26 protein-coding genes and 1 pseudogene are annotated in these 25968 nt (G+C 63.0%); 17 read left to right on the forward strand and 10 right to left on the reverse strand.

What is annotated here, in order from left to right:
• Positions 1 to 7 precede the first annotated feature (7 nt).
• Positions 8 to 1687 (forward strand): FAD-dependent oxidoreductase, encoded by a 1680-nt coding sequence (locus tag ACHAC9_RS00900; protein ID WP_435756197.1) that lies wholly within the window; start codon positions 8 to 10, stop codon positions 1685 to 1687.
• Complete coding sequence (locus tag ACHAC9_RS00905; protein ID WP_435756199.1) at positions 1672 to 1887, forward strand: DUF2783 domain-containing protein; 216 nt, start codon at positions 1672 to 1674, stop codon at positions 1885 to 1887. Before ACHAC9_RS00900 ends, ACHAC9_RS00905 begins: the two co-directional genes overlap by 16 nt.
• On the opposite strand, the gene ACHAC9_RS00910 is transcribed toward ACHAC9_RS00905, so the two are convergent.
• A complete protein-coding gene (locus tag ACHAC9_RS00910) occupies positions 1876 to 2238 on the reverse strand; it encodes an ArsR/SmtB family transcription factor (protein WP_435756201.1) in 363 nt (120 codons plus the stop codon). The genes ACHAC9_RS00905 and ACHAC9_RS00910 overlap by 12 nt on opposite strands.
• A complete protein-coding gene (locus ACHAC9_RS00915) occupies positions 2222 to 2701 on the reverse strand; it encodes an SRPBCC family protein (protein ID WP_435756203.1) in 480 nt (159 codons plus the stop codon). The genes ACHAC9_RS00910 and ACHAC9_RS00915 overlap by 17 nt, the downstream gene beginning before the upstream one ends.
• A gap of 243 nt (positions 2702 to 2944) precedes the next feature.
• Between ACHAC9_RS00915 and ACHAC9_RS00920 the strand changes: the two genes are divergently transcribed.
• From ACHAC9_RS00920 to ACHAC9_RS00935, 4 genes are all read left to right on the forward strand, one after another.
• Positions 2945 to 3133, forward strand: a complete 189-nt coding sequence (locus ACHAC9_RS00920; RefSeq protein ID WP_435756205.1) for a hypothetical protein — start codon at positions 2945 to 2947, stop codon at positions 3131 to 3133.
• 342 nt (positions 3134 to 3475) lie between these two features.
• Complete coding sequence (locus ACHAC9_RS00925) at positions 3476 to 3694, forward strand: hypothetical protein (protein ID WP_435756207.1); 219 nt, start codon at positions 3476 to 3478, stop codon at positions 3692 to 3694.
• A gap of 342 nt (positions 3695 to 4036) precedes the next feature.
• Positions 4037 to 5266, forward strand: a complete 1230-nt coding sequence (gene nhaA / locus ACHAC9_RS00930; protein WP_435756209.1) for a Na+/H+ antiporter NhaA — start codon at positions 4037 to 4039, stop codon at positions 5264 to 5266.
• 63 nt (positions 5267 to 5329) lie between these two features.
• Positions 5330 to 6295, forward strand: a complete 966-nt coding sequence (locus tag ACHAC9_RS00935) for a diguanylate cyclase (protein ID WP_435756211.1) — start codon at positions 5330 to 5332, stop codon at positions 6293 to 6295.
• A gap of 474 nt (positions 6296 to 6769) precedes the next feature.
• Here ACHAC9_RS00935 and ACHAC9_RS00940 read toward each other — a convergent pair whose 3' ends face one another.
• The gene (locus ACHAC9_RS00940) at positions 6770 to 7825 is read right to left on the reverse strand and encodes an NAD(P)-dependent alcohol dehydrogenase (RefSeq protein ID WP_435756213.1); all 1056 of its coding nucleotides are present in this window, start codon (positions 7823 to 7825) and stop codon (positions 6770 to 6772) included.
• Between the two features lie 35 nt (positions 7826 to 7860).
• Positions 7861 to 8064 (reverse strand): hypothetical protein, encoded by a 204-nt coding sequence (locus tag ACHAC9_RS00945; protein ID WP_435756215.1) that lies wholly within the window; start codon positions 8062 to 8064, stop codon positions 7861 to 7863.
• Between the two features lie 101 nt (positions 8065 to 8165).
• On the opposite strand from ACHAC9_RS00945, the gene ACHAC9_RS00950 reads away from it, so the two are divergent.
• Entirely contained in the window at positions 8166 to 8288 is a 123-nt protein-coding gene (locus ACHAC9_RS00950) for a hypothetical protein (RefSeq protein WP_435756217.1), read from the forward strand.
• 98 nt (positions 8289 to 8386) lie between these two features.
• On the opposite strand, the gene ACHAC9_RS00955 is transcribed toward ACHAC9_RS00950, so the two are convergent.
• Positions 8387 to 9553 carry an ABC transporter substrate-binding protein gene (locus ACHAC9_RS00955; protein WP_435756219.1) on the reverse strand — a complete coding sequence of 389 codons (1167 nt, stop codon included), beginning with the start codon at positions 9551 to 9553 and terminating at the stop codon, positions 8387 to 8389.
• A gap of 201 nt (positions 9554 to 9754) precedes the next feature.
• On the opposite strand from ACHAC9_RS00955, the gene ACHAC9_RS00960 reads away from it, so the two are divergent.
• Genes ACHAC9_RS00960 through ACHAC9_RS00975 form a run of 4 tightly spaced genes read left to right on the forward strand, consistent with a single transcriptional unit; the run spans position 9755 to position 14275 of the window.
• Positions 9755 to 10810, forward strand: coding sequence for a branched-chain amino acid ABC transporter permease (locus ACHAC9_RS00960; RefSeq protein ID WP_435756221.1), 1056 nt, complete (start codon positions 9755 to 9757; stop codon positions 10808 to 10810).
• Entirely contained in the window at positions 10807 to 12579 is a 1773-nt protein-coding gene (locus tag ACHAC9_RS00965; RefSeq protein ID WP_435756223.1) for a branched-chain amino acid ABC transporter ATP-binding protein/permease, read from the forward strand. The genes ACHAC9_RS00960 and ACHAC9_RS00965 overlap by 4 nt, the downstream gene beginning before the upstream one ends.
• Positions 12579 to 13325 carry an ABC transporter ATP-binding protein gene (locus ACHAC9_RS00970; RefSeq protein ID WP_435756225.1) on the forward strand — a complete coding sequence of 249 codons (747 nt, stop codon included), beginning with the start codon at positions 12579 to 12581 and terminating at the stop codon, positions 13323 to 13325. Before ACHAC9_RS00965 ends, ACHAC9_RS00970 begins: the two co-directional genes overlap by 1 nt.
• 8 nt (positions 13326 to 13333) lie before the next feature.
• Positions 13334 to 14275 carry a 3-hydroxyacyl-CoA dehydrogenase NAD-binding domain-containing protein gene (locus ACHAC9_RS00975; RefSeq protein ID WP_435756227.1) on the forward strand — a complete coding sequence of 314 codons (942 nt, stop codon included), beginning with the start codon at positions 13334 to 13336 and terminating at the stop codon, positions 14273 to 14275.
• A gap of 72 nt (positions 14276 to 14347) precedes the next feature.
• Here ACHAC9_RS00975 and ACHAC9_RS00980 read toward each other — a convergent pair whose 3' ends face one another.
• A complete protein-coding gene (locus ACHAC9_RS00980) occupies positions 14348 to 15172 on the reverse strand; it encodes a universal stress protein (protein ID WP_435756229.1) in 825 nt (274 codons plus the stop codon).
• A gap of 328 nt (positions 15173 to 15500) precedes the next feature.
• On the opposite strand from ACHAC9_RS00980, the gene ACHAC9_RS00985 reads away from it, so the two are divergent.
• The 3 genes and pseudogenes from ACHAC9_RS00985 to ACHAC9_RS00995 form a co-directional block, all read left to right on the forward strand.
• Entirely contained in the window at positions 15501 to 16103 is a 603-nt protein-coding gene (locus ACHAC9_RS00985; protein ID WP_435756231.1) for a CHRD domain-containing protein, read from the forward strand.
• Positions 16104 to 16259: 156 nt separating this feature from the next.
• On the forward strand, positions 16260 to 17360 hold the full coding sequence (locus ACHAC9_RS00990; RefSeq protein WP_435756233.1) for an MBL fold metallo-hydrolase: 1101 nt from the start codon (positions 16260 to 16262) through the stop codon (positions 17358 to 17360).
• Between the two features lie 4 nt (positions 17361 to 17364).
• A pseudogene (locus tag ACHAC9_RS00995) lies at positions 17365 to 17532 on the forward strand (NAD(P)-dependent alcohol dehydrogenase); the annotation flags it as partial.
• Between the two features lie 111 nt (positions 17533 to 17643).
• On the opposite strand, the gene ACHAC9_RS01000 reads toward ACHAC9_RS00995, so the two are convergent.
• On the reverse strand, positions 17644 to 19206 hold the full coding sequence (locus ACHAC9_RS01000) for a sensor domain-containing diguanylate cyclase (RefSeq protein WP_435756235.1): 1563 nt from the start codon (positions 19204 to 19206) through the stop codon (positions 17644 to 17646).
• Positions 19207 to 20207: 1001 nt separating this feature from the next.
• On the opposite strand from ACHAC9_RS01000, the gene ACHAC9_RS01005 reads away from it, so the two are divergent.
• The 3 genes from ACHAC9_RS01005 (at position 20208) to ACHAC9_RS01015 (ending at position 22899) form a co-directional block, all read left to right on the forward strand.
• On the forward strand, positions 20208 to 21866 hold the full coding sequence (locus tag ACHAC9_RS01005) for a multicopper oxidase domain-containing protein (protein WP_435756237.1): 1659 nt from the start codon (positions 20208 to 20210) through the stop codon (positions 21864 to 21866).
• 8 nt (positions 21867 to 21874) lie between these two features.
• Positions 21875 to 22456: an SCO family protein gene (locus ACHAC9_RS01010; protein ID WP_435756239.1), complete on the forward strand. Its 582-nt coding sequence runs from the start codon at positions 21875 to 21877 to the stop codon at positions 22454 to 22456.
• A 242-nt stretch (positions 22457 to 22698) separates the two neighbouring features.
• Entirely contained in the window at positions 22699 to 22899 is a 201-nt protein-coding gene (locus ACHAC9_RS01015; RefSeq protein ID WP_435756241.1) for a DUF6582 domain-containing protein, read from the forward strand.
• 157 nt (positions 22900 to 23056) lie between these two features.
• On the opposite strand, the gene ACHAC9_RS01020 is transcribed toward ACHAC9_RS01015, so the two are convergent.
• From ACHAC9_RS01020 to ACHAC9_RS01030, 3 genes are all read right to left on the reverse strand, one after another.
• Positions 23057 to 23617, reverse strand: a complete 561-nt coding sequence (locus ACHAC9_RS01020; RefSeq protein WP_435757227.1) for an SRPBCC family protein — start codon at positions 23615 to 23617, stop codon at positions 23057 to 23059.
• Between the two features lie 140 nt (positions 23618 to 23757).
• On the reverse strand, positions 23758 to 24432 hold the full coding sequence (locus tag ACHAC9_RS01025; RefSeq protein ID WP_435756243.1) for a YceI family protein: 675 nt from the start codon (positions 24430 to 24432) through the stop codon (positions 23758 to 23760).
• A 210-nt stretch (positions 24433 to 24642) separates the two neighbouring features.
• Positions 24643 to 25965 carry an amidohydrolase gene (locus ACHAC9_RS01030; protein ID WP_435756245.1) on the reverse strand — a complete coding sequence of 441 codons (1323 nt, stop codon included), beginning with the start codon at positions 25963 to 25965 and terminating at the stop codon, positions 24643 to 24645.
• Positions 25966 to 25968: the final 3 nt, after the last annotated feature.

Raw genomic sequence — 25968 nt, forward strand, 5'->3', positions numbered from 1 at the left:
TTCCAACATGGACACCGATTATCAACGCTGCGTCTTCGACTATGTGCCGCGCGGCGCCGGCGTGGCACGCCACCCGGTGGTCGTGGTCGGCGCCGGCCCGGTGGGCCTGGCCACGGCGATCGACCTGGCGCAAAATGGCGTGCCGGTGGTGCTGCTTGACGATGACAACAAGCTCTCGAACGGCTCGCGCGCGATTTGCTTCTCGAAGCGCACCCTCGAAATCTTCGACCGCATCGAATGCGGCGAGCGCATGGCGGCCAAGGGCGTACGCTGGCACGTGGGCCGCGTGTTTCACCGCGACGAGGAAGTCTACAACTTCGACCTGCTGCCCGAGACAGGCCACGAGCGGCCGGCCTTCGTGAACCTGCAGCAGTACTTCGTCGAAGGCTACCTGCACGAGCGCGCGCAGGCGCTGACGAACCTCGACCTGCGCTGGTGCAGCAAGCTCACGCAGCTGGTCCGGCATGCCGACCATGTCGCGCTCACCGTTTCCACGCCGGATGGCGAGTATGTGCTGGAGGCGGCGTACGTCGTCGCGGCCGACGGCGGCAGGAGTACGGTGCGCGCGCTGATGGGGCTCGAGAGCCATGGCCGCACTTTCCGCGACCGCTTCCTGATCGCGGACGTGAAGATGACTGCCGGCTTCCCGGCCGAGCGCTGGTTCTGGTTTGATCCGCCCTTCCACCCGGGCCAGTCGGTGCTGCTGCACCGCCAGCCCGGGAATATCTGGCGCATTGACTTCCAGCTCGGCTGGGACGCCGATCCGGTTCTCGAAAAGGCTCCCGAGCGGGTGATCCCGCGCATCCAGGCGCTGCTCGGGGAGGACGCCCGGTTTGAGCTGGAATGGGTCAGCATCTACACCTTCCGTTGCATGCGCATGGACGCCTTCCGCCACGGCCGCGTCCTGTTCGCCGGCGACGCAGCGCATGGCGTCTCGCCGTTCGGGGCGCGCGGCGCCAACAGCGGCGTGCAGGATGCCGACAACCTGGCATGGAAACTGCGCCTGGTGGTCGAGGGCAAAGCGCCCGATGCGCTGCTCGATACCTATGCGAGCGAGCGCGAAGCTGCGGCCGACGAGAACATCCTGCATTCGACCCGCGCCACCGACTTCATCACCCCGAAGAGCGCGGCGAGCACACTGTTGCGCGACGCCGTGCTGCGGCTGGCGAAGGACCAGCCCTTTGCGCGCAAGCTGGTCAACAGCGGGCGCCTGTCGACCCCGATGACCTACGCCGAGACGATCCTGAACACCGCGGACAGCGATCCGTTTGCCGGCGCCATGGTCCCGGGCGCGCCGGCCGCCGATGCGCCGCTGGCACTGCAGGGTGAACCTGTCTGGCTGCTGCGCCACACCGGCAACGGCTTTACCGGCATTTACTACGCCGGCAGCACGCGGGGCGCTGAAGTGGCCGCCCAGGCCGAAGCACTGGCATCGGACACGATCCCCGTGCGCACCCTGGTCGTGGCGGCAAAGGGGCAGGGCGGTGCCGGCATGTTCGAGGACAGCGACGGCCTGTTCGCCGCCCGTTACGACGCGACGCCGGGCAGCTTCTACCTGCTGCGTCCCGACCAGCACCTCTGCGCACGCTGGCGCAGCGTCGATGTGCAGGCGGTGCGCGCAGCCGTGGCACGCGCCAGCTGCAACGCGGCCGCGCACCAGATGGAGCACGCATGCATCCCCGCCTGAATGTCGAACCGAACATCGCCGACCCGGACGCGTTTTATGCGCTGCTGGTGGACACGCACCAGGATCTGGGCGAGGAGCAAAGCGCGATGCTCAACGCCCAGCTGATCCTGCTGCTGGCCAATCACATCGGCGACCGGGCGGTCCTGCGCGAGGCCTTCGCGATCGCCCGCGGCAACGTACTGCCTTCGTCAGGCGGATAACTCCGGATCGCCCGATTCGACGTAGGTCTTGAGCCGCCCGAGCGCCGCCTCCCACTGCCGGCCGATGGCGTCCAGAGCATGCCGCGCCGCGTCGATGCGCTCCGGCGCGAGCTGCCAGCGCCGCTCGCGCCCGAACTTCAGGTCGTGCACCAGGCCGGCGTCGGCCAGCACTTGCAGGTGCTTGGTCACGCCCTGCCGGCTGATCGCCGTGCTGGCCGTCAGCTGGGCAATCGACAGCAGGCCGCTGCCGCACAGCAGGGTGACCAGCTGCAGCCGGGTCGGGTCGCCCAGGGCCGCGAAGACGTCGGCCAGCCCTGCGGCCGGTCCGGGTGCGCTATTGGCCGTCGACATGGCGCGCGATGTTGCCGACCTGCGTGTCCCAGCCCTGGCTGTTCATGCGGAACGCTTCCAGGCGGCGAGCCGGCGTCACCTTGTCGAAACCGGATTCGACGACCGTGAGGCGGGTCCCATCGTCCGTGTCCTGCAGCGTGAAGCTCACCAGGGTCGGCGCCTCCTGCGTGTAGTCGACCGCCGGGTCGATCGCATACGGGTGCCAATAGAAGGAGAGCAGCTGCTCCGGCTCGACCCGGTCGATGCGCACCTCGAACACAATGTGTTCATAGCCCGGGTGCGTGATGTGCCCGCGCATCTGAGCGCCCGGCACGAAGGCCTGGCCCGGCAGGTTCACGCCGAACCAGCTGCCGAACTCGGTCGTATCGGCGAGTGCGCGCCAGACCCGGGCGCGTGGCGCTTTGATCAGGATGCTGCGTTCAATAGGGTCCGTGCTCGTGCTTGAGCTCGTGTCGGCGGTCATGATGTTGTCTCCTGGCAACGTCTATTTTATTGCAACCATATGGTTGCATAAGACGATTGTACGAGGAAGGAGGGCGCGGCGCAATCGGAGGATCTCCATAGGGTGACAGGCCAAAAACGACGGTACGCGCGGCTTCGCATTCTCAAGACATATGCTCCATGAATAGCCATCATTATGAATTGCAATTTGATTTCTATCTGAATGGGGCCATACTGGATCCATAAGCCAACCAGTGAGGACACCATGACTACCCCGACCGCTACTCTTTTCGACAATGCTTCCCAATTCGTCAAGAAGCTTTTGGCGGGCTCCGCATCGAATGCGCCGACCGGCGACCTCTGGCAGCTGTATCGCATGTCCCGCGGCGTTGATTCGGTCCGTCCGGCAGTGACCCGCAAGCTCGACCTGATGGCCAGCCGTACCGCCAACTGAAGCATCGCAGTCCGATTAGGAACCCCGCCCGCGGGGTTTTTTTTCGCCGAATGGATCGTTGAACTGCCTGGATGCCGAGTGAGGATTGCGTACTCGGGGCAGTTACCGTTGCGTTCACGGTACACCCCGCATCCATGATCGCGACCAAGGGATTCATTCCGCTCTTGCCCGAGACGGCCGTCCGCCTCGTGTTGTCATAGGACAGTTTGCATAATTCGGCCCGAAACGTGGCAAGCTGAGGGGAGACATGTCCTTCCTGAATATCGAACATTCCGGAAAGCAATTAGATTTATTGCTCAAAATCATCATACTGTTGGCATCAGATCACCAGCGAGCAAGCGCATGTCCAGCAGCCAGTCAGCACGACCGTCAACTTCAGTCCCCGATGCGGGCCTGCTGAGCATCGCGCTTTCGTTCGTACAAAAACTCGCCGAGCGTATCGTCGTCCCGGTGGCGACCACCGAGGACATGCAGGACCCGTGGCGCCTGTACCGCTTGACGCCGGTCCGCACGAAGGCTGACGGGGCGCTTGCCACGGACACCGGCCGCCAGGCATCCTGAGCGCGCTGCACAGAAACCCGCCATGAGCGGGTTTTTTTACGCTTCGCGGAAAATGGCGCGTGCCGATTCCGTAATGAATCGACAATAAAGCTGGGTATAATGCGGGTTGGGTGATCGTACCGAACAGGTATGACAGGATGCGCGATGGTCGGGCCGCCACGCGGATACTTTCACGTCCATCGTCCATGACACTTCATCATCGGCTCCCTGCCCGCACATCGGCGCACCTCTCTGTCTTCTCTACATCACCAGTTTCAGCAGGCGAAAGCCTTTGCCCGTCCCAAGGGCTTTTTTACAAGTGCAGCCCCGCCGCGTCGACGGCCGGGCGGACGGAGAAAAAAATTGCGCATTGAAAAACGCCTCTCGAAAACCTTCAAGCAATTCACCGAGTCGGGCAAGGCCGGCGGCATCGTGCTCATTGTTTGCACGCTCATTTCCCTTGCCCTTGCCAACTCTGCGCTGGGAGAAGGCTACCTCGGCTTCTGGCACACCATCGTCGGCGGCCTCTCCATCGAGCATTGGGTCAATGACGCCCTGATGGCGATCTTCTTTCTCCTCATCGGCCTCGAGCTCGAGCGCGAGCTGTACAACGGCGAATTGTCCGATCTCCGGAACGCCATGCTGCCGATCCTGGCCGCGGCCGGCGGCATCGCCGTCCCCGCACTCATCCACTTCATGATGAATGGAGGTACGGCGACCCAGGCCGGCCTCGGCATCCCGATGGCCACCGATATCGCGTTCGCCCTTGGCGTGCTGGCCCTGCTCGGCAGCAGGATCCCGGCGTCGCTGAAAATCTTCCTGACCGCGCTGGCCGTGATGGACGACCTTGGCGCGATCATCGTCATCGCCGTGTTCTACACGGCGGAGCTGTCCTTCCTCTATCTCATGGCCGCCCTCGGCGTCTTCGCGGCGCTGATGCTGATGAACCGGGTGCTGCGCGTCATGGCGCTGCTGCCGTATCTCGTGGGCGGCGCCCTGATGTGGTTCCTGATGCTCAAGTCCGGCGTGCATGCGACGATCGCCGGCGTGCTGCTGGCCTTCACGATTCCCTATTCGGCCGTCGAAGACGATGCCGAGTCGGCCTCGCACCGGCTCGAGGAAGCCCTGCACAAGCCGGTCGCCTTCCTGATCCTGCCGGTGTTCGCCCTGGCCAATACCGGCATCCTGATCGGCACCGGCTGGGCCCAGGAACTCTTGTCGGCCAACAGCCTGGGCATCCTGCTCGGACTGGTCGTGGGTAAACCGGTCGGCATTTTCCTGTTCAGCTATGCGGGCGTCCTGCTCGGGATCTGCCGCCTGCCGCTCGACCTAGCATGGCGCCATATCCTGGGTGCGGGCCTGCTCGGCGGCATCGGCTTCACCATGTCGATCTTCATCACCAACCTGGCATACACCGGGCAGCTCGAGGTGATCAATGCGTCGAAAATGGCGATCCTGCTGGCGTCCCTCGTGGCCGGCATCATCGGCTTCACCTGGCTGAAACTGTTCGGTGCGCCGCTGGCGTCCGATCCGGATCCCGACACCATGGATTTCGACGACACGCCGCTGCGCGGCCCAGGGCGCGTCCGCTGAGATGAAGGCGATCCTGCACCCGGCCTTCTTGCATCCGGTTTCGCCATCCTCGACAATGCGGTCATGATATCGATTACCGAGACGACCCCCACCCTTGCACCGGCAGCCTTGAACCTCCTCGAGTGCGGCGTGATCGTGCTGGACGCGCAGCACCGGATCGTCCTGTGGAACCGCTGGATGGTGAGCCGCTCCGGCCGTTCCGCGGCGCGTGTGCGCGAGCACACCCTGTTCGACGTCTTCCCTGACTTGCGCGGTTCGCGCGTCGAGGCGGCGGTGCTGGCGGCGCTGGGCGATGGGACTTCCAGCAAGGTGCCGGCGGCGCAGGGCGGCGCGCCGTTTCCACTGCGCGAGGCGGGCAGCTTCGACGGTCCGCGCATCGACCAGGCGATTGCCGTCACAGGTTTCAGGGAAGGCAAGGCAGCCTTCTGCATGATCGAGATCCGCGACGTCAGCGGGTTCGTGGACCGCGAACGCCACCTGCTCGAACACGCCGAGTCGCTGCGCGCGCGTTCCTATGTCGATGGCTTGACGGGCATTCACAACCGGGGCTATTTCGACCTGTCGCTCGAGCGCGAACTGCGCCGCGTGCAGCGCCATGGCGGCGCGCTGTCGCTGCTGCTGATGGATATCGATTCGTTCAAGGCCTACAACGACCACTTCGGCCACCAGGCCGGCGACGCCTGTTTGATCACCGTGGCGCAGGCGGTGGCCGTGATGCTGAAACGCCCGGCCGACGTCGCCGCGCGCTACGGTGGCGAAGAGTTTGCCGCGATCCTGCCGGATACCTCCGCCGAACAGGCGCTGAGCCATGCGAACGCGATACGCGCACGGATCGCCGCGCTGGCACTGCCGCATGCGCCGGCAGCGCTCAAGCCGCATGTCACGCTCAGCATTGGCGTGGCGACCTTCGGCACTGGCCGGCTGGATGGCGCGGCCAGCCTGATCGCGGCCGCGGACAAGGCGCTGTATGCGGCCAAGCGCCGCGGGCGAGATCGCGTGGTCATGGCGAGCGAGGCCGGCAATGATTAGCCGGTTTCGGGCCTTTGTCGCTGCAACGCTGATGGCCGGGGCCCTGTGCGGCTGCTCAGACCACATGTACTACAGTGAAGGACGCGTCTACATGGACGCCGTCGAGAGGGTATTGGTCGAACGGGGCCTGTGCGAAAGTCCAAACGCGTGCAGCAGAAGGGAAATGGCCTTTTTCGGCGCCGACGGGGTCACCCTTGGGCCGTACTACGCCGCAGGCGTGAAGTTCGGGCCGTACAGGGCCGGCGGCGCTCGACGCGGCCGGACTCAAGACCAGCACGGGCACCGGCGCGGCAGTGAGTACCTGCCGGGTCTGGCTTCCGGCCATCAGCCTGCAATCCCGGCGCCCACACCCCGTGCGAATGCGATCGCCGCCGCCACTTCCTGGCGCGCGACGTCGGAGCCGTCGGTCGGTACCAGGATGCGCTGGAACATGACGCCTCCTTCCAGGATGAATGTGGCGGCGGTGGAGCCGCGTCAAGGCGTGATCGCCACTTTCAGCACGCCGTCGCGCTGGTTGGCGAACAGTTCATAGGCCGCCTCGATGTCCTCGAGGCGGAAGCGGTGCGTGACCAGCGGCGCGAGGTCGACCCGGTGCGCGGCGACGACATTCATCAGGCGCCGCATGCGCTCCTTGCCGCCCGGGCAGAGCGTGGTGACGATGCGGTGGTCGCCCAGGCCCGCGGCGAACGCGTCGACCGGCAGGCCCAGCTTGCCCGAGTAGACGCCCAGGCTCGACAGGGTGCCGCCCGGTTTCAAAGTGCGCAGGCAGCTCTCGAAGGTCTGCTGGGTGCCGAGCGCCTCGATCGTCACGTCGGCGCCCATGCCGCCCGTCAGGCGCATGACCTGCTCGACCGGGTCGCAGGCGTGAAAGTCGATTGTCTCGTCGGCGCCCAGGCGGCGCGCCATCGCGAGGCGCTCCGGCACGCCGTCGACGACGATGATGCGGCTCGCGCCGCGCAGCTTCGCCCCGGCCGTGGCACACAGCCCGATCGGTCCCTGGGCGAACACGACGACCGTGTCGCCGATGCGGATCGCGCCGTTCTCGGCGCCGCCGAAGCCGGTGCTCATGATGTCGGGGCACATCAGCACCTGCTCGTCGGTGAGGCCATCGGGAATGGGGGCCAGGTTGGCCATCGCATGCGGCACCCTGACGTATTCGGCCTGGCAGCCGTCGATCGTGTTGCCGAAGCGCCAGCCGCCGAGGGCATGGCCGCCGCACTGCGCGCCATGTCCGTCGAGGCAGGTGTGGCACTGGCCGCAAGGCGTGATCGCACCGGCGAGGACACGCTGCCCGAGCTGGTAGCCGGTGACGCCGGCCCCGAGCTGGGCGATGACGCCGACCGGTTCGTGGCCGATGGTCAGGCCCTCGGCGACCGGGTATTCGCCCTTCAGGATGTGCACGTCGGTGCCGCAGATCGTCGTCATCGTCACCTTGATCACTGCCTCGCCGGGGCCGGCGACGGGAACCGGCTTGCGCCCGAGGACGATCCGTCCGGGGCCGGCGAAGGTTGCTGCGTTCATGGTGGTCATGGTGGTCTCCTCGAGCGCGAAGCGCAGGCCTGCATTCAGTGGGCCATCAGCACCGCAGTGGTGCTGTCGGCGAGGACGGTCCGGCTGGCGCCGCCCAGGATCAGTTCATGGAAGGGACTGTGGCCGTAGGCGCCGATCAGGTGTGCGCCGTGCTGGGCGGCCTGCCGGGCCGCCAGTTCCACGCGCGCCTGCGCATGACGCGACAGGTCGGCGTGGACGAGGATGGTCTTGTAATCCATGGCGGGCCCCTGGCCGGCGGGTCGACGCCGGCTTCCCGATCGAGTTTCCTCGCCGCGTTTTGGTTTGTATTTGATCTAAATCAAAAACGTCCGAACAGTTTTTGTACGGTATTCAAAACAACGAATGCGCCGGCTTGCCCGGTGCGGGGCGGGTGCTCGCGCTGTCGGTGGCGCCAGCCCTGGTCCTGCGCGACCCGAGCGAAGCGGCGCCGCCCGAGGCCTGACGGCGTGAGCGCCGCGGCAGGACGTAAAAAAGCGATGCATGCAGCCGCAAGCATCGCTTTTCGCTTTCTGCTACCGCTTCGCCGTGTGGCCGTCGCAATTACGGCACGTACTTCCACGCGCCTTTCTCGATCTTCACCATCACCTGCGAGCGCTGGTCCAGCCCCTGGTGATTGGTCGGGCTCATGTTGAAGATGCCGTGCGAAGCCGGCACGTTCTTGAGCGCCTCGAGCGAATCGCGCAGCGCGGCGCGGAACTCTTTCGTGCCCGGCTTGGCCTTCGGCACAGCCGTCTTGGCAGCTTCCGTGAGCAGGAGCGAGGCGTCCCAGGCGTGGCCGCCAAAGGTCGACACGCTGTCCTTGCCGTGCGCGGCCGTGTACTTGGTCACATAGGTCAGCGCCGTCTTCTTGATCGGATTGGTGTCCGGCAGCTGGTTCGCGACCAGCATCGGGCCGACCGGAACAAACGTGCCTTCGCAGTCGGCACCGCAGACGCGCAGGAAGTCGCTGTTGGCCACGCCGTGGGTCTGGTAGATCTTGCCTTTATAGCCGCGCTCGCGCAGGGCTTTTTGGGGCAGCGCGGCCGGGGTGCCGGAGCCGGCGATCAGGATCGCGTCGGGGTTGGCCGCCATCATTTTCAGGACCTGGCCGGTGACCGAAGTGTCGGTGCGGGCGAAGCGCTCGTTGGCCACCAGCTTGATCCTGCGCGCCGGGGCAAACTTCACCGCTTCGCCGTACCAGCCTTCGCCGTAAGCGTCGGCAAAGCCGATAAAGCCCATCGTTTTCACGCCGGCGTTCGACATGTGCTGGGTAATCGCCGCGGCCATCTGGCCATCGTGCTGGGTGGTCTTGAAGACCCAGCGCCGCTTGGCGTCCATCGGCTCGACGATGCGCGCGGCGCCGGCGATCGTGATCATCGGCGTTTCCGTTTCGGCCGCCACTTCCAGCATGGCCAGCGAGGTCGGCGTGACCGAGGAGCCGATCAGGATGTCGACCTTGTCTTCCGAAATCAGCTTGCGCGCATTCTTGACGGCCTGGGTCGCGTCGGAAGCATCATCGAGCACGATGTACTGCACTTTCTGGCCTGCGATCTCGCTGGGCAGCAGCGCGAATGTGTTCTTTTCCGGGATGCCGAGCGAAGCCGCAGGGCCCGTGGTCGAGATCGACACGCCGACCTTGATCTGCGCGTGGGCGCTGAAGGCGGCGCTCAGGAGGGCGGCGAGAACGGCGCTCTTGCTGGCGGTGGTGATGCTGTGGATGCGGGTCATGCTGTCTCCTTCGTTGTTTTGAAAACCTGAACGATAGTATAGGCTGACAAGACGGAAAAAATGTCGGTTCCTCAACTGTTTTCGCATATCATTTAACCATGGTGGATGGAAAGCAGCTACCCCTGGCCGTATAACGACATTCGAAAAAGGAGGGCCACGCGGGCCGTGCCGCAGGACACATGGCACGCCCCAGGCAGCGGTATGGATTTAACGATTTTCGCCATCCTGACCCAGGACGGCATTGCCAGCGGGGCGGTCTACGTGCTGCTGGCGCTGGCGCTGGTACTGGTGTTTTCGATCACCCGCGTGATCTTCATCCCGCTTGGCGAATTCCTTGCGTTCGGCGCGCTGACCATGGCGGCGCTGCAGGCCGGCAAGGTGCCGCACAGTGCCGCCTTGCTCGTGATTCTGGGCGTGGCGGCCTTCCTGCAGGAGCTGCTGACCACCATGCGCAGTCCGGCCGGGCAGGTGAACCGTCGCCGCGCGCTCGGCATGGGCCTGTTCAAGTTCGTGATCTTCCCGGCGGCCGTCTTCCTCGTTGCGAAGTCGGCCGAGGGATCGTCCTGGCCGATGCTGGCGCAACTGCTGCTCACCTTCGCCATCGTCGCGCCGATGGGGCCGATGATCTATCGCCTGGCCTTCCAGCCGCTCGCTGAAAGTCCGGTGCTGGTGCTGCTGATCGTGGCCGTCGCTGTCCACCTGGCGCTGATGGGTATCGGCCTCGTGATCTTCGGCGCCGAAGGTTCGCGCACCACGCCGTTTTCCGATGCCGTGTTCAACGTCGGCACGCTCACCATCTCGGGCCAGAGCATCGTCGTGATCGTCGCGGCAACGCTGTTGATCGGCGCCTTGTACCTGTATTTCGACCGCACGCTGTCGGGCAAGGCCTTGCGCGCCACCGCCGTGAACCGGCGCGGCGCGCGCCTGGTCGGCATCGGCACCACGCAGGCCGGGCGCCTGGCGTTCTTGTTGGCGTCGACCATCGGCACCCTGTGCGGCGTGCTGATCGCGCCGCTGACCACCATTTATTACGACAGCGGCTTCCTGATGGGCCTGAAAGGCTTCGTCGGCGCCATCATCGGCGGCCTGGCGAGCTATCCGCTGGCGGCCGCCGGCGCCTTGCTGGTCGGGCTGCTGGAAGCGTATTCCTCGTTCTACGCCAGTGCCCTGAAGGAGGTCATCGTCTTTACCCTGATCATTCCGGTGCTGCTGTGGCGCTCGATCGTCCATCCGCAGGTCGAGGAGGGCGACGAATGAAGCGCCATCCATTGACCTGGCTGGGACTGGCCGCCCTGGTCTTCGGCCTGCTGCCGCTGCCGGCCTACTGGATCACCCTCGGCAACTACATCGGCCTGTATGCGATCGTCGCGCTCGGGCTGGTACTGCTCACCGGCGTCGGCGGGCTGACTTCGTTCGGCCAGGCCGCCTTTGTCGGCCTCGGCGCGTATGCCACCGCTTACCTCTCGACCGCGCACGGCATCTCGCCCTGGCTCGGCCTGGTCGTCGGCCTGGTTGTGACCGCCGCCTCGGCACTGTTCATCGGCGCCATCATGCTGCGCCTGTCCGGTCACTACCTGCCGCTCGGGACGATTGCCTGGGGCCTGTCGCTGTACTTCCTGTTCGGGAACCTGGAGTTCCTAGGCAAGTATGACGGCCTGGGCGGTATTCCTCCGATCAGCCTGTTCGGCATCGACCTCGGGTCCGGGAAGAACATGTTCTTCCTGATCTGGCTGATCCTGCTCGTCTCCGTCGCACTCTTGCGCAACCTGCTCAACTCCCGTTCCGGCCGCGCGATCCGTGCCCTGAAGGGCGGCGGCCTGATGGCCGAAGCGATGGGCGTGAACACCGCGGCGATGAAGATCCGCATCTTCGTCATCGCCGCCTTGCTGGCCTGCGTGTCGGGTTGGCTGTACGCGCACCTGCAGCGCGCCGTCAATCCGTCGCCCTTCGGCCTGAACTCGGGCATCGAATACCTGTTCATGGCGGTCATCGGCGGCGCTGGCTACCTGTGGGGCGCGATTCTCGGGGCGGCCGTGCTCACGATCCTGAAGGACCAGCTGCAAAGCTATTTGCCGACCCTGATCGGATCGAGCGGCAACTTCGAGATCATCGTCTTCGGCATCCTGATGGTCATTCTCTTGCAACACGCCCGCAACGGCATCTGGCCTTTTATCGCGCGCTGGCTGCCGCAGCGTCCTGACGCGGTGGCACCCGACACTGCACCGGTTTTGGAGCAGCGCGCCAAGCCTGCCATTGGCCATCCACTGCTCGTGATCGAGAAGGCGCGCAAGCAGTTCGGCGGGCTGGTGGCCGTGAACGACCTGACGTTTACGGTCAATAGCGGCGAGATCGTCGGGCTGATTGGCCCGAACGGCGCCGGCAAGTCGACCATGTTCAACCTGGTGACAGGCGTACTGCCGGTCACCAGCGGGGAGGTTCGCCTCCGTAGCGGCGACAGCCTGCGCCGGATCGACTCGCTCCCTTCGCGCGAGATCGTCAAGCTCGGTATCGGGCGTACCTTCCAGCACGTGCACCTGCTGCCGGAAATGACGGTGCTCGAAAACGTGGCGATCGGCGCCCACCTGCGTGCCCAGCGCGGCGTGTTCGCGAGCAGCCTGGCGCTCGACCGCGGCGAGGAAGCCGCGCTGCTGTTCGAGGCGCGAACGCAGCTCGAACGCGTGGGCCTCGGCGGCTTGCTGTACGAGCAGGCCGGCAACCTGGCGCTGGGCCAGCAGCGCATCCTCGAGATCGCGCGTGCGCTGTGCGCCGACCCGGCGCTGCTGCTGCTCGACGAACCGGCGGCGGGCCTGCGCTACAAGGAAAAGCAAGCACTCGCCACCCTGCTGAATAAACTGAAAGGCGAGGGCATGAGCATCTTGCTGGTGGAGCACGACATGGACTTCGTCATGAACCTGACCGATCGCCTGATCGTCATGGAATTCGGCACGAAGATCGCGCAAGGCAATCCGGCCCAGGTGCAGCAGGATCCGGCCGTGCTGGAAGCCTATCTCGGAGGGATCGACTGATGGCGATACCGATTTTGGAAATCAAGGACCTGCACGTCGCCTACGGCAAGGTCGAAGCGGTGCACGGGCTCAACGTGGTTGTGGGCGCAGGGCAGATCGTGACCGTCATCGGCCCGAACGGCGCCGGCAAGTCGACCATGTTGAATGCGATCGCCGGGGCGCTGGTGTCGAACGCATCGACCACGGGCGCGGTGCTGCTGCGCGGCGTCGATGTCAGCGCGTATCCGGTCGAGGGCCGTGTCGCCCAGGGCATGAGCCTGGTGCCCGAGAGCCGCGACCTGTTCACGACCATGAGCGTCGAGGACAACCTGCTGTTGGGCAGCTACACGCGCTACAAGCGCGGCGAAAAGGATTACGCGGCGGAGCTGGAATCCGTGTACGAACTGTTTCCGCGCCTGCGCGAGCGGCGCACCCAGGCGGCGGGCACGATGTCCGGCGGCGAGCGCCAGATGGTGGCGCTGGGCCGTGCGCTGATGGCGAAACCGGCGCTCCTGATGCTGGACGAACCGAGCCTGGGGCTGGCGCCGCTGATCGTCAAGGAGATCTTCCGCGTCATCGTGCGCCTGAGGGAAACCGGGGTCGGGATCCTGCTGGTCGAGCAGAATGCGCGGGCGGCGCTGCAGGCGGCCGACTACGGCTATGTGCTGGAAACCGGGGAGGTCGTGATGGAAGGGCCGGCGTCGCAACTGGCGAACGATCCGAAAGTGATCGATACCTATCTGGGGCTGAACAAGAAATCGGCGTGAGGAAGCGTATGACTGAGGATATCACTTGCATCGGCGTCATCGGCACCGGCGTCATCGGCGCCAGCTGGGCCGCGTATTTCCTGGCGCGCGGCTTCGATGTGTCGGCCTGCGACCCGATGCCGGGAGCGGAGGCGAAACTGCGCGAGACCGTGCGCGCGCACTGGCCGATTCTCGAAAAAATGGGCCTGGCCGCAGGCGCCTCGCCGGAGCGCCTGCGTTTTTCAAACGACCTGAAACGGGCGCTGGACGGCGTGCACTTCGTTCAGGAGAGCGGTCCAGAGCGCGAAGACCTGAAGCTTGCGCTGTTTCGCGACATGGACGCGCTGCTGGCGCCCGACGTGATCCTGGCGTCGAGCTCGTCCGGCCTGTTGATGAGCGTGGTGCAAGCTGCCTGCCGCCACCCTGAGCGCGTCGTGCTTGGCCACCCGTTCAATCCGCCGCACATGATCCCGCTGGTCGAAGTCATTGGCGGCGCGTTGACGTCAAACGAAACGGTCGAACGCACGATGGCCTTCTACGCGGCGATCGGCAAGCGACCCATCCACGTACGCAAGGAAGTGCCTGGCCATATCGCCAACCGGCTGCAGGCCGCGCTGTGGCGCGAAGCCTTCCACCTGGTGCAGGAGGGCGTGGCGACGGTAGCGGACGTCGATACGGCGATCGCCTATGGCCCGGGCCTGCGCTGGGCGCTGATGGGGCCTTTCCTGAACCTGCACCTGTCTGGCGGCGAGGGTGGGATAAAACACATGCTGGACCACCTGGGAGCGCCGATCGAGAGCTGGTGGGCCGATCTCGGCACGCCCAATATTACCGAGGAGCTGAAACAGCAGCTCAGTGCGGGGGTGGAAGCGGCACTGTCAGGGCGCGATTCGGCGCAACTGGCGCCGGCACGTGACGCCTTGCTGGCCGGACTGATCGAGGCCAAGGCGGGGACCGACAAGCTGCCTTGATGCGGACGTTCCACAGCGTGGAGTCGGGAGTCCACGCGGCACCAAGTTCGAATCTCGAAACGCCCGACAACCTCAGTGCGCCACCAGCACCGGCACCTTGCTGCGCTCGAGCAGCACGCGCGTCACGCCGCCCAGCACCAGTTCGCGGTAGCGGCTGTGTCCGAAGGCGCCGGTCACCAGCAGGCCGGCGTCATGGGCCTGCGCGATGCCGAGCAGCGCCTCGCCGACGGGCGCCGCCGTCTTCTCGTTGACCACGTCGACGCGCACGCCATGGCGCGCCAGGTAGAGGGCGATGTCGGCGCCGGGCTCGTCGCCATGCAGGCTTGATTCACGCTCGGCATTCACCAGCGCCAGGCGCACGCTGCGGGCGCGTACCAGCAGCGGCATGGCCGCCGACATGGCGCGCACCGCCTGCAGGCTGCCGTCCCAGCCGACGACAATGTCGTTCGTCATCGGCTCGCCGGCATAGGTGGGCGGCACCGCCAGCACCGGCCGTGCGCCGTGCAGTGCCACGTACTGCGGCAGGCCGCGCACGCTGTCGCGCGCGCCCGTGTCCTGGCTCGTGACGACGAGGTCGGCGTAGCGCGACTGCAGCAGCAGGGCGTGGCGGTGCTCGTCCTCGACCAGGCGTTCCTCGACCGATTCCACGCCGAGCTGGCGCGCACGTTCGGCAAAATCGCGCAGGCACTGGCGCGCACTCGTGCAGAGCAGGTTGAATTCGTCGATAGGCGTCACGGCCATCGAGCCGGTCAGCAAGGCGTAGGACGACCAGGACAGCCCGGTGGCGGCACTGCCCACGAGATGGGCTTCATGCAGCGTGGCGAGCCAGGCCGCCGCTTGCAGGCGCGATTCCATGGCGCTGCTGTCGTCGACGTGGACGACGATGGTCTTGTACATGTTGTCTCCTTTTTCATTCAAGGGGAAAACGCGACTGGAAAGCTGCTCACCTCGCACGCGCAGCATGGTCGGCCATCTACCCGTACCTTCAAGACTCTACGCCTCTCATCCGGCCATGTCACGCGGTCGAATGACGGCAATCGCCGTTGTGCGAATTCCCTGACGCGCGACGATGAATTCCATCAGGAATCGGGTGATAACGAATGGTATCGATCGCTTGTCGACCGATTTTACAGCTCAACAAGAGTCTATCCCGTCAATGCCCCGCAACGATGCATCGGCACATTTTATGCTTCATGGGTAGCACACCCACTTCGGAGGATTCGTCATGAAACGTCTTGCTCTTGCTTGTTCCATCTCCCTGCTGATGCTTGGCGGCGGGGCGGCGCACGCGGCCGTCATTACCTACTCGGCAACACTGAGTGGTTTGAACGAGGCCCCGCAGAACAACTCGCCGGCGACCGGTCGAACGACGGTGATGATCGATGACGCCACCGGCATGATGACCGTCAACGCGATCTTTTCAGGGCTCACTGGAATAACGACGGCATCCCACATCCATTGCTGTACGGCTATCCCCGGGGTGGGTAATATCGGCGTCGCAACCTCGCTGCCAAGCTTCCCGGCGTTTCCGCTTGGGGTCACGTCCGGCAATTACACCGAAACCTTCGACTTGCTGAACTCTGCCACCTACGCCCCGGCTTTCATCACCAGAAGCGGAGGTACCGTGGATGGCGCGCTGACGGCACTCCTGGCCGGCATGGCAGCCGGCCGCAGCTACCTGAACATTCATACCGAAGCTTTCCCCGGCGGCGAGATCCGCGGTTTCCTTGTCGCCGAAGTGCCCGAGCCTGGGAGCATCGCGCTGTTCGGCCTTGGTGCGGTCGGCGTGGCAGCCCTGGGGCGTCGGCGGGCGGCTGCCGCGGCCTGATCTGTAACAGTGCATGGAACAGCATGGCCCGCCGGTAAATACCGGCGGGCTTTTTCGTTCATGTGCGGGTCGGCGTCACGAACTGTCGCGCGTGAAAATTCGCATTGAGCGCGACCGAAGTATCATGCTCCCAATTTCTTTCTCGGTGGAGCAACAGTGAAACGATTTCTTGTAGTGAGCACCGCGCTCATGTGTGCCCTCGGTATCAGCGCCTGCGCTTACGTGGCGCCCACGTTGGGGCAACTGCCCGAACAGCAGCAGTTGCAAGGCGCGCCGCAATACCGCGACGGCGCGTTTCGCAACGAGGTCGCTTCGCCCCCGCGCCCTGGCGGCTTGGGCATGGCGTTCAGGATGATTCGCGGCCGTTTCGAGCCGCGCGACCCCCGGACAGCGCCAACCGTCGCGCTGCCCTCCGTCAAAACGGATTTGGCCGCACTGCCGCGCGAGCAGGACATCGTGGTCTGGCTGGGCCACTCGTCCTACTTCGTGCAGATCGGCGGCAAGCGCTTGCTGATCGACCCGGTATTTAGCAGCTACGCGGCACCCTTGCCCTGGATGGTGCGCGCTTTCGACGGCAGCAGCCCGTTCGCGATCGAGGATCTGCCCGCCATCGACGTCGTCCTGATTACCCACGACCACTACGACCATCTCGACCACGCGACCATGAAAGCCCTCGAGCCCAAGACCGGCCTGGTCATCGCGGGACTCGGCAACGGCGCCCATCTGCGGCATTGGGGATATGCGCCTGCGAAGATCCGCGAGATGAACTGGAACAGCAGCGTCGAGGTGGCGCCCGGTGTGCAGGTGCATGTCCTGCCCGCACAGCATTACTCGGGCCGCTTCATGCAGCGTAACCAGAGTCTGTGGGCGAGCTATGCGCTCGAGACGTCGGGACGGCGCCTGTACTTTAGCGGCGATACCGGTTTCGGTCCGCATTTCGCCGACATCGGCAAGCGCTTCGAGCGTTTCGATTTCGTCGCGCTCGACGCCGGGCAGTACAACGCAAAGTGGGCCGACATCCACATGACGCCGGAAGAGGCATCGCGTGCGGCCGAGATCCTCGACACGGGGGCACTGCTGAGCGGCCACGCCGGCCGCTTCAGCCTGGCGCGGCATGCCTGGGATGAGCCGTTCGAGCGCGCGCTCGAAGCCAGCAAGGGCAAGAATTACCGGCTCCTGACGCCACGGATTGGTGAGCCGATCAATCTGGGCGATCCGCAGCAATCGTTTGCCCATTGGTGGAAGGGGCTCGAGTAGCAGGTCGCCGCCGCGCCTCTGGAAGGTAGGGCCGGGCAGCAAGGTCTCCGTTGTCGTTCCCGGCGGCCTCGGTCACATGGCCCTGAAACTGGCCAACGCGCTGGGCGCCAGCGTGACGCTATTTAAGCGTTCCGCCGGCAAGGAAGAGGACGCCCTGCGACGCGGCGCCGACGGTCGCCATGACCCATATCGCGAACCAAGAGATCGAGAACGGCAAGGCGGCCGAATGGATGGAAAAGGCTAGCGACGAGCAGTAAGGGGCCGCCAGCCTCGCCGGATGGGTTCAGGCTGCGGTTTCACCGCACACCCTGTTTCGTCCGCCGCGCTTGGCCTCGTACAGCTGACGGTCGGCGCGTTCGATGATATCGGCGGGCCGCAAATTGGCATCGGCGCCAGGGTCGATGGTCGCCACGCCGAAACTTGCGCTGACGATGTGCATGGGTGAGTCGGCATGCGTGAGCTCCAAGGCCAGGATCGCCGCGCGAATGCGTTCTGCGACGGCGGCCGCACCGGCCCGGCCGGTACTGGGCAGGACCACGACGAATTCCTCGCCGCCGTAGCGCGCGCACAGGTCGCCGGCGCGGATGATTTGTTCCGACAATACCCGGCCGATGCCGCGCAGGACGGTGTCGCCTGCCGGGTGCCCGTAGCGGTCGTTGAATTTCTTGAAGTAGTCGACGTCGAGCATGATCAGCGACAGGCAGTTGTCGCCGCGTTGTGCGCGCCTGAGCTCTCCCTCGAGCACCTCGTCGAATGCGAGCCGGTTGGCGACGCCGGTGATCTTGTCCGTGTGCGCGAGGTGGTGCAGGCCGACATTATGTTGTTCCAGGTCGTCCGAACGGGCGCGCAGCTGTTCGTCGAGACGATCGCGGATGATGATTTGCCGGATCAGCTTTTTCGCCAGCAGCGCGAACATCGCGCAGATCGCCAGTACGGCTGCGCCGAGCAGGATTGCCGAGCGCTGCCAGTTCGCCAGCAGCTCGTCCTTGGTGCGTCCGACCGCCACTGCGAAAGGGAAGTTGTCCACGCTTCGGTAACTGTAGAGGCGCTCGATCCCGTCGATCCTCGAGACCAGGATGGACGAACCGGGGCCATGTTTGCGTAATGCCTGCAGCACGGGACCCTGGGAAATGTTGGTGCCGATTAGTTTTTCGTCGAAAGGGCGGCGATAGACGAGCGTGCCTTCGTTCAACGCGAGAAACACTGTACCGGTTGCGCCGACGTCGAGCTCGTCATAGATACGCTCGAAGAAATTCACCCTGAGCGTAACAAGCGCGACCCCGCCGAAGCTGCCGTCGGGCAGGTTGATGCGGCGCGAGACGGGAATGATCCAGACGCCGGTGGACCTGCTCTTGATTGGCGGGCCTACGTGCACTTCGCGGCCCGGATTGGCACGGTGGTAACTGAAGTATTCGCGGTCCGCATTGTTGCCTTGGGACGGCCGGCTCAGGGCGGTCGCCAGCCATGCGCCATCGGCGCCGTAGATGAACAGGCCGTGCAGCTCCGGGCTGGTCTTGGCGATCTCGACCAGATGCACTTGCACGCGCTCCATCGCGTCACTGCCGACACCATCGTGTTCGGCACGCTCGGCGATGTCAACCAGCGCGACGCTTGCCGTTTTCAGGCTCGACTCGACCTGCACCGCGATCATGCGCGCGATGTTCGTGTTGGCGACTTCGGCTTCGCGCAGCTGGGTGTCCCGGGACGTCGAAACGAACCGGGCGCCGGCAACGAGGACCAGAAGGCAGGCCAGCGTCGTGATCAGGAGGACAAGGCGCGCCGCCGGGCGCTTTTTACTGCTCAGGAGGACGAGGTGATTGTCGGTGTCGGTGACAGAAGCGTTCAATGGGGTGGTTCCAGTGCGTCAATTCCGTCATTTTCCCCCAATTGCGGGCGGGTCGGTGGGTTTCTTTCACACTAGATTTGTTGCTATCGGATCGCGTCTATCACCAGGGCGAGCGCGCGAGGGATGGCGCCGGCTCGGGTAAAACGGGTCCAGTCCCGGCCACAGCGGACACCAGTCTTCCATCACGCCCACCAGCCGCCCGGTCTGGACGTGCGCCACCACCAGTTCATCGGGCAGGAAACCCAAGGTTTGCGAATACAGCCGCCATCTTGCTGAATTTCAATCGATATCCAGCTTAGCTAGAGATAAGGCGCGGCAGGTCTGTATTTATTCGCTGCAATCCTGAATCAAACCCGTTCTGGTCCTGCACTTTTGATACAAATGTTGCAATGTTACCTCACTCCCAAATAGTCCATTGGGAGAATCGAAACCGACATCGAGGAACCTGGTAACGCGCCCGCGCCGATGTTAGCTCACGCTATTATACGGTCGCGTTAAATTTGGGTATTTCCTGGGCTAACTATAGTTCGCGTCACCCCGCAAACTGGCGCTATGGAAAAAACACTCCGATCATTAATTAAAGATTTCTTCCAAGCAGGCAGACATCGCCGTCGCCCGGATAACACAGCCGTTCCAGTTGGGGTGGAGAAATTTTCACTGCCCTCACTTCGTTTCCTGGAATGACCCGTCTTTGCACCGGTATTGGATTAGTTTATTAGTCAATGCTCTGTACATGAAAATGGCTATGCCTTAAATTAAAGCGTAGGAAGACTATCTACTACTGACCACACCCACGTTCGATACGTTGCAGATGAAACTCCAGTTAAGGCTCAGTATCAAAGTCTCGGTGTGACAGTCTATGGTCCGAACGCGTTTCTTGCTCCTGCGGGAACTATCTTCGCCAGCATTACTAAACGGTACTAATGTTTCACAAAAGAACAGAACTGCCATTGAGAAATTGGCGGCATTTTATGGTGTGATCCCTGAAAGGATGTCTTAAAATGAAAAATAGTCGCCGCGATTTACTCAAGGGTACCGCCGCAGCAGGCGTACTCGCATCAACTGGTCTTGGAACAAGTGCTGTAGTTGGGCAAGTTGTTGCAGTCCCAACACCTTATGTCACGCCGTTTAAAGACCCGTTGTTTGTGCCAGCAATTAAGGTGTCAGAACCAATGCATCCAGAATGCGCGAAATTTAGGGTAGAAGGAGAGTGCGGACGCGATCCGCATCAGGTCTTTGATCGCTTTCCACCGAGTGCGGAGAGCGAGTACATTGTAAATGTAGGCGTCTCAACCCATCGTTTTCACTCTGAGCTTCCACTCGAACAGGTGTGGACATATGACGGGACAATTCCTGGCCCAACGTTTGTGGAACGCAGCTTCACGCCAACAATGGTGCGCTTCATTAACAATCTTCCGGAAGATCATAAAGGGTTTGGTTCTCCTGAAATAAGTACACACCTTCACGGCGCGCACGTTGGCTCCGAGTCGGATGGCTATGCAGGAAACTATTACAGCAGGGAAGATAAAGGGCCAACGATTAGTGACAAGGGTGCTTTTTACGATAATCACTATCCAAACTACCCGAGCAAAGGTGATCCACGCAACATCTGCGGAACAATGTGGTATCACGACCATCGCGAAGAGTTTACCGCTCCCAACGTTTATCGTGGTCTTGCGGGTATGTACCTCGTGTTCGATGAAATCGATTCAGGCAATGAGAACGACCCAAACCCGAAGGCACTGCGTCTTCCAAGTGGAGTTGGTAAGTACGACATTCCGCTGGTAGTGCAGGACAAAAAGTTTGATGTTGGCGGTAACCTCGTATTTAATCAGTTGGACCCTGAGGGCTTCCTGGGTAACCTCATGATGGTCAACGGGACGGTCTCGCCTTACCTAAAGGTTGAGGGCAGAAAATATCGCTTCCGCCTGTTGGACGCGTCCATGGCCAGGTACTTCCAGTTTCACCTTCACAATGAAGCTGGTAAAGACCAGGAGTTTCACTTCATTGCAAGTGACGGCAACCTGCTGGAGCGCCCAGTGAAGATGACGAAGCTGTTCATGGGTATGGCGGAACGGTCGGACATCATCATCGACTTCGGCAAGTATCCACCTGGCACCAAACTGTACCTCGTCAACAGGCTGGAACAAACTGACCCGCGTAAGCCCAGTGGCAGCCTGTTGAACAAGCCCGTTCGATTGATGCGCTTTGACATTGGTGAAAAGACGACTGACTCACAGCCGATTCCTGCGTTCCTCCGCGCCTTGCCTCCCATGCCAACCAACATCGTGCGCACCCGTCGATGGGAACTTGGACGGAAAAATGGACAATGGACCATCAATGACAAGTTCTTCGATCCTGAGCGGGTTGACGCAGTCGTAAAACACAACCAGGCAGAAATTTGGAAGTTCGATATTGGTGGTGGCTGGGCCCATCCAATTCACATCCACTTGGATGACTTCCGCATTCTCTCGTACGACGGGAGGAGGCCGCCACCCGAATGGGCTGGCCGCAAAGACGTTATTCCACTCTTGCCGGGCGTTGAAATGAGTGTGCTCGTTATGTTCACCGACTATGTCGGAAAGTACATGATGCACTGCCACCAAACGGCGCATGAGGATAGCGCCATGATGATTCGCTATGACGTTGTTAAAGCCTGAGGCCAAAAATGAACAGCAAAAGAAATTTTCTGCTAAGCGCCCTTGGGGTAGCCGCAGCGATTCCAGCAATTGCAGCGCGACCGCAGTCGAAAGAGTACTTGCCAAATGTGGTGCTGCAAACTCACCTTGGCGAGGGGGTCAGGTTTTACGACGACCTTGTGAAAGGGAACAAGGTCGTCGTATTCAACATGATCTACACGGCGTGTCAAAATATCTGCCCGCCAAATACAGCTAACTTGATTCAAGTGCAGAAAATGCTCGGCAGCCGGATGGGTCGCGATATTTTCTTCTTCTCCATCACCCTGCAGCCAGAGGTTGACAAGGCACGTGATTTGCAGGAATACGCTAGGCGGTATGGCATTGCGCCTGGCTGGACGCTGCTGACAGGGAGAAGGAAGGAAATTGACATTGTTCGAAAGACCCTGGGTTTCGTTGATCCTGACCCGGCAGTTGATGAAAGTCTTGAACGACATACAGGTATGCTTCGTATTGGCAATGCGGGAATCGATCGTTGGTCGATGGTGCCATCCTTGTTGAAGCCTCAGCAAATCGTCAAGTCGATAACGTCGATGAAAAAGAGAGTGTCATAAACGATTCCGGCACGGTGGCGCAGCAAGGGTCATCAGCGCTTGCTGCGCCATATATGTTTGTACGAAAAGCGAACTATCACTGCAAGGCCGTTATCGACTCCGTATAAGCGTTCGAGCCAATTCGACGTGTTCGTCATGAATGTTTGAAATAATGTGAAAACGAGCTATAGAAGTGCAGCGAACACCGGGCTCGCTTAGCAGGAGGCATCACGAGCGAACTGGATCAGGAAGACCGCGACGATATGTTCGCCCGGCACTTCGCTTTCCCTGAACAGCACCGGGAATTTCTGGAGGACGCAAACCACGTACGTGCTGCCATCGCGCGCGTCAAACAAGTCGAGGGCGTAACCGACTGCGAGCGGAACGAGGCCTGGACACCTATCCGTGCCGCGGTAAAAAACTTTGACGCGCGAGATTGGGAAAGCGAGAAGCGCAAGCGTTGAGCCAGAACGCTGGGCGGTAGGTTAGCAGCGCCGCAAGCGCGCCGCCATACCATTTGTCGAGCGGCTCGCGGGCTGAAAACTAGCGTTCGGGTCCAGAACGCGCATATCGGCGACGTTGTCGCTCCGCGCTAGCAGATATTGAACGCTATCTTGCCAACTACTCCTGCCGATCCAATCGCAATAGCACTGCCGCCATCATCTTGGCAATATCCTTCCTTACCACGCTTGTCCCGATTACCCCCGGTACATCGAACTTCGGTTCAATGGTGGCGTGGTACACCACCCTGGTGCCGGCAGCGCCGGCCAACGGACTGAGCTCCCAGCTGGCGCGGTAGACTTTCATGTCGCCGTCGATCAGGCTGATGTCGATTCGATCCGGCGCCCGTTCGTGTACCTGCACAACCAAGCGGATAGTCTGGCTAAAGAAAAGGAAGTGCGCAGCTCCCTGTTGTTCGACAATGACCCTGTCACCATTGCGGGACACCACCCGAGCGCTTTTCAGGTTCGGAAGGTAATCGGCCAAATGGTTGTAATCAGTGAGAATACGCCATACAACATCCGGCGTGGACGCCACGGTGCCGCTCGAAGCGATCTGGTAGGCCCTGCCTCCTTGGGTCCCATCGACGCGTTTCACGTTCAGTTCGAACTTGGGGACGTGAGGCTGCGCCGCCACCGGCGCGGTGCCCCAGGCCGCTAAGGCGCACCCGAGCAACAGCATGTTCAAGATGCGATATACCATCCGTCGAGCGTAACATGCGGGTGGGTCCGGGTGACAAGTTAGCAGCGCAGTTTCATGAGTCGTTGCGGTGGTGATTGGGCAGGCGCGCCTTGCCCATCCGAGCCTCCCGTCCACACGCTCTATGGGTTCCCGAACGGCCTCTGGCGCCGTGCGACGATGTGGTAGCGCACCTCCAGTTCGTCCTGTACCGATAGCAGCCCGCGCCCTACTGAAAACGGCGTTATGCCGAAATCGGTCTGCTTCAGGCGGGCCGTTCCACTTGCGGTCACCTGTGCCGCCTCGACCTTGACAGTGGCCGGTAGCGCGAGCCAGCGCGTGGTGCCGTGCAGCGTGGCGGCGATGCGCAGCCGGCCGTCGGCCTGCCGTTCGGCATGCAGCGTCACCACCGGATAGCGCTGCGCGTCGAGCACGGGCCCCAGCATGTTCGCGCGTGTGCCCTCGACCGCCTTCGATGACGGCTGCCTGTCGATGCCCGCGTCGCGCAGCATTTGCGGCTCGTCGACGGTCATCTGGTCGACACGAAATGAGACGTCGGCGTGGCCGGCGCCAGGAGCAACATAGCCCGCCAGGGTGTGGCTGGCCACCACGTGGTCGTGCCCGAGCCGCGCCATCAGGCCCGCGCGGCGTACCGTGACGGCCAGTAGCGAGGCGTGCGGATCGACAGCGTAGACGGCGACACCGGAAGCCGCCGCCGCGCGATACGCGTCTGGATCGGCTCCCGGACCCGGCCCTGGCGGCGCCAGCTGCGGCCCGCAGGCCGTCAGCAGCAACAGCAACGGAAGGAGACGCTTCATGGCGGCCGACCCGGACCGCTTGCGCTCATGTCGCGCTCTTCTGCACTCATATTCGCCCATCATTTTAGAAATTCGCATGAATCAGTCATCGGATCGGTGACTTGAACGACGGTCCCTGGCCGACAGTCGACGCCAGGACGGGGCGAACATATGAAGCCGTTGCTGCGGAAGCCGGCACCAGGATCCGCTGAACTAAACGCTGAACTAAAGCTAAGGCCTGCGCATCAAGTCCTGCAAAGCCACGACCGTCGATTCGACGCCCATCCTCACCGCCGGCCCGTGCTCCACCTTGAACAGCGGGCTGTGATGGCTCGGCAGGCGCAGCTTGCCCGCCTTGGCGGAGGCGATGTTCTCCGGTGCCGTGCCGCCGACCGTGAAATAGACGCTCGGGATATAAGGATCGGTCACGAACATGGGGAAGTCCTCCGAGCCCATCCCTTCGCGAAACTCTTCTTCGCCAATGGCGCCAGGGCCCAGCCTGCCGGTCCAGACCGTGCGCAGGCGCCGCACCAGCTCGACGTTATTGAGAACCGGCGGGGCAGGCGTATCGACCAGTCTTACCTCCGGCAGTTCGTTTTCCGCCATGCCTGCGGCGCGCGCCGTGTTCTCGGCCATGCGTTTGATGGCCCCCAGCAACAGGTCGCGGGTCTTCGGACTTTCGCTGCGCACGGTCAGTTGCAGTTTCGCGTTGTCGCCAATGATGTTGGCCTTGGTGCCGCCATGGAAGGAGCCCACCGTGATCAGGCCGGGCTCGCGCGGGCTGAGTTCGCGGCTGACGATGGTTTGCAGCCCCATGACGATCATCGCGCCGAGCACGATCGGGTCTTTGCCGCGGTGCGGCTGCGCGCCATGGGCCCCGACGCCCTTGATCGCAATCTCGACAGTGTCCGCGCCTGAATACGGCGAGACTTCGGAAGCGTGCACCTTGCCCGTCGCCATGTCGGCCTTGACGTGGAAGCCCAGCGCGAAATCCGGCTTACCGAAGCGCTTGTACAGGCCGTCCTTCATCATCGCCAGCGCCCCGCCGATGCGCTCCTCGGCCGGTTGCCCGACCAGCATCAAGGTACCGGACCATTGGCTGCGCTCGGCAGCCATGCGGCGCGCCGTGCCGACCAGGCTGGTCATGTGGATGTCATGGCCGCAGGCGTGCGCCACGGGTGTCATGTTGCCTTCCATGTCTTTCTGGGTCGCCGTCGAGGCATTCGCCAGGCCGGATTTTTCCAGCATCGGCAAGCCATCCATGTCGGCGCGCATCATCACCAGCGGGCCGGGGCCGTTCTTCAGGATCGCCACCACGCCGGTGCCGTCGACGCCCTCGGTGACGGTGAAACCTGCCGCGCGCAATTCCTTGGCCATGCGCGCCGCGGTTTTCACCTCCAGAAAAGACAGCTCGGGATTGCGGTGGAAGTAATCCAGCAGCGGCGCAAGGTGGGTGTCGTAGTCTTGCGCGACAGCCTTGGACAGTTCATTTGCATGGAGGGCGCCTGGCAGCAGCATGGCAGCAAGCAGGGCGGAAAGCAGTCTCTTGGTCATGGC

The sequence above is a fragment of the Massilia sp. CMS3.1 genome (assembly GCF_051262535.1).
Taxonomy (GTDB): Bacteria; Pseudomonadota; Gammaproteobacteria; order Burkholderiales; family Burkholderiaceae_D; genus Telluria.